13 protein-coding genes are annotated in these 13,654 nt (G+C 69.6%); 4 read left to right on the forward strand and 9 right to left on the reverse strand.

Going from position 1 to position 13,654, the window contains the following annotated elements; all coding sequences use genetic code 11:
- Positions 1-8 precede the first annotated feature (8 nt).
- The 4 genes from sitA6 (JRI60_RS39375) to JRI60_RS39390 all read right to left on the reverse strand — a co-directional run bounded on the left by sitA6 (JRI60_RS39375) (position 9) and on the right by JRI60_RS39390 (position 3,876).
- Positions 9-728, reverse strand: coding sequence for a SitA6 family polymorphic toxin lipoprotein (gene sitA6, locus JRI60_RS39375; protein ID WP_430384342.1), 720 nt, complete (start codon positions 726-728; stop codon positions 9-11).
- A gap of 116 nt (positions 729-844) precedes the next feature.
- Positions 845-1,567, reverse strand: a complete 723-nt coding sequence (gene sitI6 / locus JRI60_RS39380; protein WP_204221159.1) for a SitI6 family double-CXXCG motif immunity protein — start codon at positions 1,565-1,567, stop codon at positions 845-847.
- A 15-nt stretch (positions 1,568-1,582) separates the two neighbouring features.
- Positions 1,583-2,302 carry a SitA6 family polymorphic toxin lipoprotein gene (gene sitA6, locus JRI60_RS39385; RefSeq protein ID WP_430384343.1) on the reverse strand — a complete coding sequence of 240 codons (720 nt, stop codon included), beginning with the start codon at positions 2,300-2,302 and terminating at the stop codon, positions 1,583-1,585.
- Between the two features lie 65 nt (positions 2,303-2,367).
- Positions 2,368-3,876: an FAD-dependent oxidoreductase gene (locus JRI60_RS39390; protein WP_204221161.1), complete on the reverse strand. Its 1,509-nt coding sequence runs from the start codon at positions 3,874-3,876 to the stop codon at positions 2,368-2,370.
- A gap of 223 nt (positions 3,877-4,099) precedes the next feature.
- Between JRI60_RS39390 and JRI60_RS39395 the strand changes: the two genes are divergently transcribed.
- The 3 genes from JRI60_RS39395 (at position 4,100) to JRI60_RS39405 (ending at position 6,680) form a co-directional block, all read left to right on the forward strand.
- The gene (locus JRI60_RS39395; RefSeq protein ID WP_239469996.1) at positions 4,100-5,419 is read left to right on the forward strand and encodes a sensor histidine kinase; all 1,320 of its coding nucleotides are present in this window, start codon (positions 4,100-4,102) and stop codon (positions 5,417-5,419) included.
- Positions 5,416-5,823: a response regulator gene (locus tag JRI60_RS39400; RefSeq protein ID WP_239469997.1), complete on the forward strand. Its 408-nt coding sequence runs from the start codon at positions 5,416-5,418 to the stop codon at positions 5,821-5,823. The genes JRI60_RS39395 and JRI60_RS39400 overlap by 4 nt, the downstream gene beginning before the upstream one ends.
- Before the next feature lie 119 nt (positions 5,824-5,942).
- Positions 5,943-6,680, forward strand: coding sequence for a MerR family transcriptional regulator (locus JRI60_RS39405; RefSeq protein ID WP_204221162.1), 738 nt, complete (start codon positions 5,943-5,945; stop codon positions 6,678-6,680).
- Between the two features lie 12 nt (positions 6,681-6,692).
- On the opposite strand, the gene JRI60_RS39410 is transcribed toward JRI60_RS39405, so the two are convergent.
- The 5 genes from JRI60_RS39410 to JRI60_RS39430 are packed head-to-tail and all read right to left on the reverse strand — an operon-like array spanning position 6,693 to position 12,614.
- Complete coding sequence (locus tag JRI60_RS39410; RefSeq protein WP_204221163.1) at positions 6,693-7,652, reverse strand: hypothetical protein; 960 nt, start codon at positions 7,650-7,652, stop codon at positions 6,693-6,695.
- Positions 7,649-9,505: a DUF4350 domain-containing protein gene (locus JRI60_RS39415; protein ID WP_204221164.1), complete on the reverse strand. Its 1,857-nt coding sequence runs from the start codon at positions 9,503-9,505 to the stop codon at positions 7,649-7,651. The genes JRI60_RS39410 and JRI60_RS39415 overlap by 4 nt, the downstream gene beginning before the upstream one ends.
- Positions 9,502-10,227 (reverse strand): ABC transporter permease, encoded by a 726-nt coding sequence (locus tag JRI60_RS39420; protein ID WP_239469998.1) that lies wholly within the window; start codon positions 10,225-10,227, stop codon positions 9,502-9,504. Before JRI60_RS39420 ends, JRI60_RS39415 begins: the two co-directional genes overlap by 4 nt.
- Positions 10,224-11,156, reverse strand: coding sequence for an ABC transporter ATP-binding protein (locus JRI60_RS39425; protein WP_204221165.1), 933 nt, complete (start codon positions 11,154-11,156; stop codon positions 10,224-10,226). Before JRI60_RS39425 ends, JRI60_RS39420 begins: the two co-directional genes overlap by 4 nt.
- Before the next feature lie 48 nt (positions 11,157-11,204).
- A complete protein-coding gene (locus tag JRI60_RS39430; protein WP_204221166.1) occupies positions 11,205-12,614 on the reverse strand; it encodes a TIGR01777 family oxidoreductase in 1,410 nt (469 codons plus the stop codon).
- Between the two features lie 65 nt (positions 12,615-12,679).
- Between JRI60_RS39430 and JRI60_RS39435 the strand changes: the two genes are divergently transcribed.
- A complete protein-coding gene (locus JRI60_RS39435; RefSeq protein ID WP_239469999.1) occupies positions 12,680-13,621 on the forward strand; it encodes an L-threonylcarbamoyladenylate synthase in 942 nt (313 codons plus the stop codon).
- The last annotated feature ends 33 nt before the right edge of the window (positions 13,622-13,654 follow it).

The raw sequence follows: 13,654 nt of genomic DNA on the forward strand, positions 1-13,654 counted from the left end.
GCCCCCTTTTAACCGCAGTAGTACGGCACGAGTGGGCCATCTACCCCGAATCGCATCATGAGTTCGCCCGCGAAGCCCCAGATCTTCTCTGGGAGTGCTCCTTCATTCCGCTCCTTGAACTGACGCCAGGCCTCATTCCACTGACCACCTTCGGGCCCTCCACTGTGCAGCCAGGTATGGAAGCTCTTGGGGAGGCGAATGGTGAAGGCGTGGATGTCGATACCTTTGCTCTTGAACCACAGAGCCAGCACTCGCTGCTGAGGGAAGATGTGGTGCTTCTCGAAGGGCTCACGCGCGATGAAGCACTGGTGCAGGAAGAGCCTGCGCGCGCTCGACTCGCGAGTCCTCCAGTTGTGCCAGGGGATCTCGAAGATGGGGGCCGCGTGGCTGCGCTCGGAGAGCGGGTGACCCCACCAGCGGCTCGCACTCGGACCCTCCACCAGGGGCGCGCGGAACATCGGAGCGGGTGCCGAAGGCGGAGCCACGGCCTGCGCCAGGACCACGGCGTGGGGCGCCACCTCCACCACGTCCTGGCAGCGCCAGATGGCACAGCGCTCCTCGTCGCACAGCGGCACCACGCAGGTCGGGTCCGCGCGGGCCTCCTCCCATGAGGAGGACACCACCTCGGGCGCCTCGACCTCCTCGCGCACGTCGGGTGCCGAGGTGACACAGCCGCTCAGCAGTACGCCGAGAAGCGCGAGACACATCCAGGAGCGCGGGAAGCCCATGCTACCCGCCGCCGCAGGCCTCTCCGTTCGTAAACCACGGTACAGACCAGGTCGGCCTTCGCCAGTACCTTGCGCACCTCGGGCAGCGGGCTCCGCGCAGCACCACTCGACGCGTCCTACTTCGACGACACGGGAAAGAAGGTCACGCCATCCAGCCCCAGGCGCCGGCAGGCATTGACGAAGCGCTCGGTACAGACGATCGCGGTGGAGAAGTCCTCCAAGCGGAACAGGTCCAGGTGTTCGGGAATCGTGCTGGAATCCAGCAGGAGCAACGAGTCATCAGGCCGGGTGAGCCCGTTGCGTCTACAGCGAGAGCACGGAGGTTTGCGATTCCGAGGCAGACAATCCGGATGCGCTCGGCCCAGAGGGAGCAGTTCTAGTTCGAGCAGCTCGGGCGAGTTGCGCTGGCGAAAACGGAGTTCGGTCCGGCACCCCTTGAGACCTCGTAGGCCCTCGGCTTGGAGCTTCTCCAGCGCCTCGCGCTGCACCAACAGCCACCAGGGGACGGGAGACACGAGGGGCCCGAAACGGCCTCGGGCATTGCCCACGAGTGGGCCAAATTCCGACCCCGGTTCCAACACCGCCCCCGGAGGTAGAAAGGGACGAACCAGCTCACACATCCTTTCGTACTCCTCGATGGGCTCGGGCCGAGCCTCCTCGAAGTCGGCCAAGGACGCCACTGGGGTCAAATCCACCGAGGGATAATCTTTGGAACCGCCACCCCAAGTGGCATTGCAGGCAGGGCAATTGGAGAGGCCCGGAAGCCCCCATTTGTGCACGGCGTCAACGCGGCCCGTGTAGCCCGACGACCTGTCTTCCTCGACGATGAAATAACGCATCCTCGTGCTCACTCTTCAGTCGCAATAGTACGGCACGAACGGGCCACTCACTCCGAATCGAATCATGAGCTCGCCCGCGAAGCGCCATATTGCATCCGGGAGGGCGCCACTGTTGTTTTTCCGGAACTGACGCCAAGCCTCATTCCACTGACCACCTTCGGGGCCACCACTGTGCAGCCAGGTGTGGAAGCTCTTGGGGAGGCGGATGGTGAAGGCGTGAATGTCGATGCCCTTGATCTTGAACCATCTGGCCAGCACTGGCTGTCGCGGGAAGATATGGTGCTTCTCGAAGGGCTCACGTGGGATGAGGCACTGGTGGAGGAAGAGCCTGCGTGCGCTCGACTCCCGGGTGTTCCAGTTGTGCCAGGGGATCTCGAAGATGGGGGCCGCGTCGTTGTGCTCGGCGAGCGGGCGGCCCCACCAGCGGCTCGCACTCGCACCCTGCACCAGGGGAGTGCGGGACATTGGAGCGGGAGCCGAAGGCGGAACCACGGCCTGCGCCAGAACCACGGCGTGGGGCTCCACCTCCACCACGTCCTGGCAGCGCCAGATGGCGCAGCGCTCCTCGTCGCACAGCGGCACCACGCAGGTCGGGTCCGCGCGGGCCTCCTCCCATGAGGAGGACACCACCTCGGGCGCCTCGACCTCCTCGCGCACGTAGGGCGCAGAGGTGGCACAAGCACTCAGCAGTACGCCGAGAAGCGCGAGACACATCCTGGAGCACGGGAAGCCCATGCGGCCCATGCTACCCGCCGCCGCATGCCTCCCTCTCCGCTCTCGAACAGTCTCCGCCCGTGGACTCAGCGGATCTTCTTCGACTGCAGGCCCTTCACCGCCGGGCCGTTGAGCACCTCACCCGTCGGGCTGTAGCGCGCCCCGTGACACGGGCAATCCCAGGAGCGCTCGGCCTTGTTCCAGTGCACGTGGCATCCCAGGTGCGTGCACACCGGGCTCACCGCGTGCACCGCCCCGCCCTCCTCCTTGAACACGGCCACCTTCTTCCCATCCACCTCCAGGATGCGGCCCTCCCCGGGCGGCACCTCGGACAGGTCATGTCCCTCCGGTTTCGACAGCCGGTCCGCCACGAAGTGGAACGCCACCTCCGCGTTCTCCTGGATGAAGTCCTTCGCTCCCGCCCTCGGCTTCACCCGCGTGGCGTCGTAGAGCGCCGCGTACGGGTTCTGCCTCCCGAGGATGAGGTCCGTGAGGATCATCCCCGACAGCGTCCCGAACGTCATGCCCGTGCCGGAGAAGCCCGTGGCCACCCAGACGTGCCGTGAATTGCTGTTACGCCCGATGTATGCCAATCCGTCCGCCGGCTCGATGACCTGACCCGACCAGCGGTAGTCGATCCGTGTCACCGGGAAGCGCCGCCGCGTGTATGCCTCCAACGCCTCGTAGTGGCGCTCGGTGTCCTCCTCCGTCCCCACCTTGTGGTCCTCGCCCCCGACGATGACGTAGTCCACCCCCTCCACCTTCTGGGTGCGGATGTAGTGATACGGATCCTGGCTGTCGTAATAGAGCCCCGCCTCCAACGGGCCCTCCAGCGGCCCCGCCACCGCGTACGTCCGATACGGATACAGCTTCGTGTGCAGGAAGACGCGGTTGAGCGGCGTCGTGGTCGCCTCCACCACGTCCCGGCACGTGATGACGCCATGCGGGGTGTGCACCCGGCACGGGACGCCCTCGCGCAGCTCCGTCATCTGCGTCTCCTCGAAGATGTAGCAGCCGTCCCCCTGAATCCCCTCGGCGAGCGCCAGCAGGTACTCGCGCGGGTGGAACTGCGCCTGATCCTCCACACGCAACGCCAGCTTCACCGGATACGGCAGCGGCACCTCGTTCGTCAGCATGCACATCAGCCCCGCCCGCCGCGCCGCATTGGCCTCGCGCTCCAGGTCCCGCGCCTCCCGCTCCGTCTCCGCGTAGCGGTACCCGGGCACCCGTTGGAAGCCGCACGAGATGCGCAGTTGCTCCACCAGCCCGGCGATCTTCTCGATGGCCGCGCGAGTGGACTCGGCGGCCATGCACGCGCCCTTCTCTCCGAAGTCCGAGGCCAGGGTGTAGTACGGCGAGTCCAATAGCTCGGTGAGGTGCGCCGTGGTCTGCCCCGTCTGCCCCGTCAGCAGCCGGTGCATCTCCACCACCGCCACACGCTTGCCCTCCTGCTTGAGCAGGTACGCCGTGGTGAGGCCCGCGATGCCTCCGCCAATCACCACCACGTCCACCTCGAGGTCCCCCTGCGGCGCCGGGTAACGCCGCGCCGGGGTCGTCTCCGTCCACAGCGACTTGTGCGTGCGCTCTTCCACCATGTCCTACACGCTAGGAATGCGGCCGAAGGGCGGGAAGGCGGCCCACCAGGCGGCCTCGCCCGCCTGCCTGTCCTCCATTGAAGCTTTGAGGTGTGCACGAGCCAACACCCCTGTCGGCGGGGAGTTGGCCATTCGCCCCGGGTGACGCAGAACCATGGTGATCCTCGGCATCATCGATCCGTAACTCCCGACCCGTACCCCGAGGACACCGGAGCGACGCGTCTTGCCATCCACCGCCGCCCTGCCGTCGCCGCCCGCGCCCGGCTCCGAGGCGCGACTCGCGTTCGCCGAGTTGCTGCTCGGGTGCGACGACGCCCGGACCTGCGCCGAGGCCGCGGTGGCGTGGCTCGTGCACAACGCGGGCGTGCAGCAGGTGCTGTGCCTGGCGCCCGATGAGTCGGACTCGCACTGTCTCGTCCCGCTCGCCTGGCATGGCCTGTCCAGCGCCGAGAGCTTCGTGCTCGCCCTGCATGACGCGAAGCATCCCCTGGTGGAGGCGCTGCAGTGGACCGAGCCCCACTGGTTCCATCCCGGCCAGCTCCCCATGGAGCTGCCCATGGCCAGGACGGGCCTCTTCACCCTGTCGCTCGGCAAGGCCAGCCCGGGCACTCCCTCGCCCGGGCTGCTGCTGGTGGCCTCGCCCGTGCCGGAGCTGTCCCCGGACGTCCCCTGGCTCGCCGGTCACCTGGGCATGCACCTGACGCGCCTGTACAAGGGCCGTCAGCTCTCGCGGCTCGAGGCGGCCTCCACCGAGCTGGCCGCCCGGGTGAATGCCGCCACCGAGGAGCTGGCCACGCAGAACGAGTTGCTGCGCCGTCAGGCCATCCAGCTCGAGCAGGCGAGCGCCGCCAAGTCGCAGTTCCTCGCCAACATGTCCCACGAGCTGCGCACGCCGCTCAACGCCATCCTCGGCTACACCAACATGCTGTTGCAGGGCGTCAACGGCGAGCTCCCCCCGCCCCAGCGCCGCAGCCTCAGCCGCATCGACTCCAACGGCCGTCACCTGTTGGAGATCATCAATGAAATCCTCGACATCACCCGCATCGAAGCGGGCCGGATGCCGCTGCACCTGTCCGAGTTCCGCCTCCCCGAGCTCGTCCAGGAGGTCATGGCCGAGTTGGATCCCATCATCGTGCGCTCGAAGCTGGCGGTGAGCGCCTCGCTGGAACCCAACCTGCCCCCGGTGCACAGTGATCGGCAGAAGGTGAAGCAGATCGTCGTCAACCTGCTGTCCAACGCCCTGAAGTTCACCCACGAGGGGTCCATCAAGGTGTTGGCGTCGTACGAGTTCGCCACCGCCACGTTCCACATCGCCGTGGAAGACACGGGCATCGGCATCGATCCCTGCCACCAGGAGAAGATTTGGGAAGACTTCCAGCAGGTGGACAGCTCGCCCACTCGCGCCTATGGAGGCACGGGCCTGGGACTGTCCATCTGCCGCCGTCTGGCCACCATGCTCGACGGTCGCATCTCGCTCAGGAGCGCCCCGGCCCAAGGCTCGACGTTCACGCTGTACCTTCCACGACGCACGAGGCGGACATGAACAGCATGGCTCGAAATGACAGCTCGCCCCTCGTCCTGATCGTCGACGACTACCAGGATGCCCGGGAGATGTACGCGGAGTACCTCGAGTTCTCCGGCTTCCGCGTGGCGGAGGCCCGCAACGGTCTGGAGGCCATGGAGAAGGCCTTCGCGCTGCACCCCTCCGTCATCCTCATGGACCTGTCCCTGCCGGTGATGGATGGCTGGGAGGCCACCCGGCGGCTCAAGAACGATGTCCGCACGCGCTGCATCCCCGTGGTCGCCCTCACCGGTCATGCGCTGGACGGGAACTCGCGCGAGGCGCAGGACGCCGGCTGCGATGCCTACGTCATCAAGCCCTGCCTGCCGGACGCGCTGGTCCGCGAGGTCGAGCGGGTGCTGGCGGCCGTGTCCCCGGCGGCCTAGCAACGCACGCCCGCCCGCTGGACGAGCAGGTCTCGCTTTTCTCCCTTGAGCCTCACGCGACGTGAGGGTGTACCCATCCTCGCAGCCACACAGCGGTGTGGTCGAAAGGAGCGTGCCTCATGCGGCCCGAGACCCTGAAGGTGGGCGAGCTTGCCCGGAGGACCGGGCTGTCCATCCGTACCCTGCACCATTACGACGAGCTGGGCCTGCTCTCTCCGTCGCTTCGCACGGAGGCCGGTTACCGGCTCTACACCCCGGAGGATGTCGCCCGGTTGCAGCGCATCCTCTCGCTCCGCCAGCTCGGCTTCTCGCTGGAGGAGATCAAACGCTGCATCGACGAGCCCGGCTACTCAGCAGTCCGGGTGCTCGAGCTGCATCTCGCGCGCGCTCGCGAGCAGCTCGCCCTCCAACAGGAGCTGTGCCGGCGTCTGGAGTCGCTCGCCACGCAGCTCCGGTCGGCGGAGACGCCCTCCGTCGAGCAACTCGTTCAAACCATCGAGGTCATGACCATGTTCGAGAAGTACTACACCCCCGAGCAGTTGAAGGAGCTCGAGGCGCGCCGGCAGGCACTCGGCGAGGACGCCATCCGCCAGGTCGAGCAGGAGTGGCCGCAGCTCATCGCCCAGGTACGCGCCGAGATGGAGAAGGGCACCGACCCGGCCAGCGAGCCCGTGCAGCGGCTGGCCCGGCGCTGGGGCGAGCTCGTCCGCGCCTTCACCGGCGGCAACCCCGGCATCGAGAAGTCGCTGGGCACGATGTACCAGCAGGAGCCCTCGGCCGGCGCCAGGTTCGGGCTCGACCCGCGGCTCTTCGACTACGTGAACCGCGCCATGGCCGCGGCGAAGAAACCCGAGTAGCACCAGGGCCCCTCAGCGCCCCCTGGTCACCTTCTCCGCTTCGAGGACGATGGAGTCGGCCCAGGGGGGCAGCTTCGCCCAGCCGGCGGTGTACTCGGTGCGTGCGTAGAACCCACCGCCCGCGCTTCGCGCCACGATGAGCTGGCCGAGGCCCTCGTTCCCGCGCCGGTACTCGACGCGGAACACTTCACGGGGAGCACCCCCGGGCGGCTCCTCGCCACGACCGAGGAAGTCCGCCTGGGCTGGCGCGAGCAGCCACACGCGCTCGTGCCACTTGCGGGCCGTCTCGTCCGGCGAGTCCGGCGTCTCGGGAGGCACGAGCTCCGCCGGACGCCGCGCCCGCTGACGGACGAGGAAGGTACGCGAGGTGTTCCCCAGGGTGACGGTGAGAGCGTCGTACTCGCCGGCCCCGAAGGCATGCAGTGTCCGATCCACCAGACGGTTGGCGGCATTCTCCAGGTCCGGCAGCAGCGAGGGGCCGAGGAGGAAGACGCGCCCATCCGCCTCGCGCCGCAGGTACGGGCTGCCCCAGCCGATCGAGGCTCCCGCCAGGGTGAAGACGTGCTCACCACTGCTCAGCTCCACCACCAGCTTCCGGGGGCTGTCCTTCAGCCCCACCTCGGCCAGGGTCTGTGCGTCCAGTACGCCCAGGCCCCGCGTGGCCCGCAGCGGCGCGAAGCGGGTGAAGAGCTGCTCGGCGATCTCGTTCGCCCGCAGCTCGCGAGGAGCCGAACCGGGCCCCGGCTTCGTTCCCAGCCGCAGCCACAGCGCACCATCCCCGGAGCCCTCGCGGAACAGCTCCACCCAGCCGGACGCGTCCTCGTAGCGCACGCGCTCCAACGCCTGCTTCGGCGCGTCCAGCACCACCTCTTCTCCGGGGAGAACCGCTGGCTCCCGCTGCCAGACGAGGAAGGCCGCGACCAGTCCCGCCGCCGCCAATACGCCTTGGAGCACCACGCCCCGAGCCCTCATGGCGCGCCCCCACCAGGAGCCCGGGGTGCACGCCTCCGGCCCCGGCTCCGCGTCACGAGGAAGCCCGCCCCCAGCACCATTGCTGGAACCAGGAAGACGGCCGAGTAGAACCAGACGACGTCCTTCTGGCGGGTGTGCTGCAGGGGCACGTCCTCCTCGTTGGACACCTCGCCCGCCAGCTCCTCCTCGCCGAGCAGCCAGAGCACCGTGTCCACCAGCAGGTAGGGATTGCCGTAACCGCGCGGGCCTCCGTCGGTCATTACGTCCGAGTCGCCCATGGCCACCACGCGCGCGGGCGAGGCGCCCGAGACGCCCGCCTTCTCCACCGCCACCACCAGGGGCCAGGCCCGCCGGGGCTCTCCCTCATTCGGGATGAAGTCGTGATTGGTGTCCTGGAACGTCTCCGCGGATGCACGCACCGAGACATCGTGCTTCACACCCTTGGGCAGGGGCTCCACTGACTCGAGTGCCGTCGCTCCGGGGAAGACGATCGACGCCTCGCTGCCCAGTGAGGCCAGTGTCCCAACGGAAACATGAGAGGAGAAGCTCGCCGTCACCAGGTTGCCCCGGTCGCTCTGCTGATGGCTGATGCGCAGGTAACGCTGGTCGTTCGCCAGCGGGGCTCGCAGCAGCTTCAGCCCCAGGGGCTCCAGCAGCGGTTCGAGCCCGGGCCCGTCCGGCTCCAGCGCGAGCCACAGCCGCCCACCGTGCTCCACGTACCGTCGCAGCGCGGCGAGCTCCTCCGAGGTGAAGTCGCGCTCGGGCCCCACCACCGCCACCACCGCCGCGTCGCGAGGCACCTCCGTCTCCAGCCCCTCGGCCACGCCCAGCGTGCGCACCTCCACGTTCAGCACGCGCAGCCACTCCTCGAGCTGTGACAGGCCGGGCCGGGCCTTCTCCAGCGCCGTGGCGGCCTGGGGCATCAGTCCCCGCTCGCCATGGCCCACGGTGAGGTACAGCACCCGGCGAGGACGGGCCACCATCCGCAGCCGCCGGTACACGTCCTCGTCCAACCGCTGCAACTGGCCTCGGGCGCGCTCCAGCTCCAGCGGTATCTTCAGCCGTTCGTGGCGCTGGCCCCGGCTGAACACCACGGAGCCGTTCTCCCCCACTCCCATCGACTTCGCCCGCGCCGGCTCCACCGCCTGGTCCAACACCTCCACCTTCAACAGACCGGACTCCCGCGACAGCTCCCGGAAGTACTGCTCCAGGGCCTGCCTCACGTCATTGGCGGGTGGGAAGAAGAGCGTCACCTCCACCGGCGCATTGAGGCCTCGCGCCAGCTTCCGCGTGGCCTCGCCCGGCCGCGCGGTGCGGAAGTACGCCAGGTCCCACGAGACGTCCGCCTGCGTGGCCACGTACATGGTCGAGAAGGCGAAGACGAGCGCGAAGGCCAGCCCCAGCCCCGAGTGCAGCGCGGCGCGCACCCGTCCCATCTCCAGCACCGGCCCTCGCGCCATGGCCGCCACCGCCAGCTCCACCAGCACCAACGGCAGCAGCGTGGCGGCCAGCAGCGCGGGGAAGAGCGCCGCCAGCACCACCGCCAGCCTGGGCGCCTGCTTCTTCAACGGCACGCCCCACGGGGCCACGTCCGAGGAGAGGACGTAGAGCGCCAGGCCCAGCCCTCCCAGCAGGAAGAGGCCGAGCAACCACCGCTCCAGCCTCCGTCCATCACCCGAGGCCCGCGCCGTTCTCGTCACGCGCCACGCCACCGCGAGCAGCACCAGCGCCAGGCCCAGCCCGCTCAGCACGAGCCGCCCCGTACCAGCGCCCGCCACGCGCTCGCCGAGGAACACGGACACCAGGCCCACCACGTACAGCACGGACACCCAGGGCGAGGGCCGGAGGCTCATCGCCACCTCCGCGCCTCGAGCACCCGCGTGGCGGCGAAGAGGGCCACGTAGGTGACGAGCAGGTAGTAGACGACGTCGCGCACGTGCACCACGCCCGCCTGAAAGGGTTGGAAGTGCTGGTTCCACAGCGCCAGCGCGCCGAAGACATCCGAGAGCGGCTGCTCGGTGATGCGGGCCAGCAGCCAGCACGTCAGCAGCGCCACCAGCATGCACCCGGAGAGGACGGCGGCCAGCACCTGGTTGCGCGCCAGTGCCGAGCCGAACGTGCCAATCGCCAGCGACGCACTGCCCAGCAGCAACAGCCCCAGGTACCCGGCGGCGATGTGCCCCACCGACAGCTTGCCGTGCACCATCACCAGCAGCGGCATGAACACCGTGGCCAGCGTCATCAGCGACAGGAAGGCCAGCGCCGAGAGGAACTTGCCCAGGACGATCTCATGGTCCTTCACCGGCGAGGAGTACAGCAGGGGCAGCGTGCCCGCCTGCCGCTCCTCGGCCAGCAGCCGCATGGAGATGAAGACCGAGGCCACCAGCGTGGTGCCGCTGGAGAAGAAGAAGAAGAGCGAGAGCACTTCCGAGGAGCGCTTGCTCACCCCGCCCAGCGCGTAGGCGTTGAAGAGCAGGCCGTCCACCGCCAGCACCATGGCGATGATGATGTACCCCTGAAAGGTGCGCAGGTAGGCCGCGAGCTCCCGGCGCGCGATGAGCAGCGTGCGCATCATGACGCGGTCACCTCCTGACCCCGGGTGAGGCGCAGGAAGAGGGACTCGAGCTTCTCCGTCCCCCGGTCCAGCCGGAGCAGCTCCAGGCCCGCCCCCACCACCGCCTGGGCCACCCTCGGCCGCAGCTCCGCCGGAGCGTCCACCCGGAGCGTCATCACGCCCTCGGCCTCGGCCACCACGTGCACCGGCCCCACGGCCGCGAGCGCCGCCAGCACCCGCTCCCGCTCGCCCCTCACCTCCACCTCGATGAAGCCACCGCCGCCCAGCCGCTGGCCCAGCTCCTCCTCGGTGCCCTGGGCGACGATCTCCCCATCCTTGATGACGAGGAGCCGGTCACACGTCTGGCTGATCTCCGACAACAGGTGGCTGGAGACGAGCACCGTGTGCGCGCCCCGCAGCCCGCGGATGAGCGCGCGCATCTCCACCATCTGCCGGGGATCCAATCCGCTGCCCGGCTCGTCGAGGATGAGCAGCGCCGGCCGGTGCACGAGCGCCTGCGCCACCCCCACGCGCTGCCGGTAACCGTGGCTCAGCGAGGAGATGGGCGCGTCGTCCACGTCGCGCAGGCCCGTCTTCTCCTCGGCCTCGGAGACCCGGGCGGACACCTCGCGCGAGGGCACGCCCCGCAGCCGCGCCACGAAGGCGAGGAACTCCCCCACCAGCATCTCGTCGTAGAGCGGCGGCGTGTCCGGCAGGAAGCCGATGCGCTGACGCACCTCGTGCGGATGGCTCACGACGTCGTAGCCGTCGATGACGGCCCGTCCCGACGTGGGCAACAGCACGCACCCGAGGATCTTCAGGGTGGTCGTCTTGCCCGCCCCGTTGAGCCCCAGGAAGCCGATGACCTCGCCCCGCTCGATGTGGAAGGCGAGCTCCCGGATGGCCGCGTGGCTGCCGTAGTACTTGGTCAGCCCCTCGACGTGGATCATCGGGGCGTTCTTTCGTGAGCCCCGAGCGAAGTCAAGGCGGGCCGTCCGTCACCCGTGGCGGAAGCGAGGCCCCTCGGTCGTCTTCCCGAGCGTGAAGCGCAGGGCCTGCTCCAGCGTGGGGTGGATGAAGGTGAAGCCCTGGCGCTCGGCGGCCTCCGGGCGGAGGTGGGCACTGAGGAGGAGCGTCTCCTGGCCCATCTCGCCGAAGAGGGTCCTCACCGCGCTGGCGGGCAGTGGAACCAGTGCCGGCCGGGAGAGCACCTGTCCCAGGGTCCGGGCGAGCTCCGCCTGCCGCACGGCGTTCGGCGCCACCGCGTTCACGGGCCCGCGCAGCCCCTCGTCGAACAAGGCGAAGTGGACGAGGCCGATGACGTCCTCCAGGGAGACCCAGCTCATCCACTGCCGGCCATCTCCGATGCGGCCACCTCCTCCCGCCTGGAAGGCGGGGAGCATCTTCGCCAGCGCACCACCCCGGGAGCTCAGCACCACCCCCAAGCGCAGGTGCACCACGCGGATGCCGGCTTGCTCCGCCGGGGCGGTGGCCGCCTCCCACTCGCGGGTGACGTCGGCGAGGAAGCCCTCTCCGGACGTGCTGGACTCGGTGAGCACCTCGTCACCCCGGTTGCCGTAGAACCCCATGGCCGATGCGCTCACCAGGACCCGCGGCGGGCGAGCCAGACGTGCGAGCGACTCGCACAGCACCCGGGTGCCCTCGACACGGCTGCGACGGATGAGGGCCTTGCGCTCCTCCGTCCAGCGCCCATCGGCGATGGGCGCCCCGGCCAGGTGCACCACCGCGTCCACCCCCTCCAGCGCGACCAGGTCCATCTCCCCCTGGCCCGGAGCCCAGGCGATGTCCCCGGCCTCGGGCTGACCGCGCACCAGCCGCCGCACCCGGTGGCCTCCCGTGGTGAGGAAGGGGACCAGCGCGCTCCCCACCAGCCCCGAGGTGCCGCTCACCGCCACCGTCAGCGGCTCCCGCCCGGCGAAGGCCGCGTGCCGCCGCAGGTCCTCGCGCGTCACCGCGTGGCGGTAGGCGAACATCCGCTCCAGCCGGTGCCGCGCGTAGCCGCCCCCCACCACGCGCCCGAGCGCCCCCACCGGCAGCGCGTACTCCACCTCATCCTCCAGCACCGTGCCGCCCGAGGGCTCGTCCCACATGCGGTGGGTGTGGACCCACCGGGCGAAGGGCCCCGACTCCTGCACGTCCTGGAAGAGCGAGCCGGGAACATACCGGGTATGCCGCGCCACCCACCGCAGGGGCACGGGCCCCAGGTTCATGCGCAGCACCACCCGCGTGCCCTCGCGGATGCCATCGCCCTGCTTCTCCTCCACCTCGACAGGCTCCCAGGGAGGTGTCAGGCGCTGGAAGGCCCCCTCGCGGGCGTGCCAGGCGAATACCGCCTCGGCATCCACGGGCATCTGGCTGCGAGCCTCGAACACCTGCGACTTGCCCATCGTCCCCTCCGGAGTCCAGATTGCGCCCTACAGGCATGCTTACCTCGGACCTCCTCACACGGGCAGTGGAAACGCTGAAACGCGGTGGCGTCATCGCGCTGCCGACTGAAACCGTCTATGGCCTGGCGGCCAATTGTGAGGACGAGCTGGCCGTACGCCGCGTCTTCGCCATCAAGGGTCGCCCCGCCACCCACCCGCTCATCGTCCACGTGGCCCGCGCCGAGGAGCTCCCCTCCTGGGCCCGCCACATCCCCGAGGACGCCTTGCGCCTGGCGAAGGCCTTCTGGCCGGGGCCGCTCACCCTCGTGCTGCCGCGCACCGCGCGCGCCACGGACGCCGTCACCGGAGGCCAGGACACGGTGGCCGTCCGCGTGCCCAACCATCCCCTCGCCCTGGCCGTGCTGGACGCCCTGGGAGGCGGCGTGGCCGCGCCGAGCGCCAACCGTTTCGGCAAGGTGAGCCCCACCACGGCGGAGCACGTGCGCGCGGACCTGGGGGACGAGGTGGACCTCATCCTCGATGGAGGCCCGTGCACCGTGGGCCTGGAGTCCACCATCATCGACCTGAGCGGCCGGGAGCCGGCGGTGCTGCGCCCCGGAGGCCTGCCGGTGGAGGAGCTCGAACGCGTCCTGGGACGCAGGGTGCCGGTGCGGACCTCGGCCACGGTGCGCGTCTCGGGCAGCCTCGCCTCGCACTACGCGCCCCGGGCGGGGGTGGTGCTCTCCGAGCCCAGGGACGTGGTCTCTCGCGTGGAGGCCCTCCGTGCCCAGGAACAAAGCGTGGGCGTCCTGGGGCCTCCGAGCCTCACCCTCCCCCCGGGAGTCCCCCGCTATGACGTGCCGGAGGACCCGGCCGGCGCGGCGCGCGTCCTCTATATGCGGCTGCGCGAGGCGGACCAGCAGGGCCACGACGTGCTGGTGGCCTGTCTCCCCAGGGCCGAGGGCCTGGGCGTCGCCGTGAGGGATCGCCTGGCCCGTGCCGCCGCGCCCCGGCCGGTGGGGGGTTGAGGGTGGCATCGCGCCCATTTCAAGCCTCGGGCA

It is taken from the genome of Archangium violaceum, assembly GCF_016887565.1.
GTDB classification, from domain to species: domain Bacteria; phylum Myxococcota; class Myxococcia; order Myxococcales; family Myxococcaceae; genus Archangium; species Archangium violaceum_B.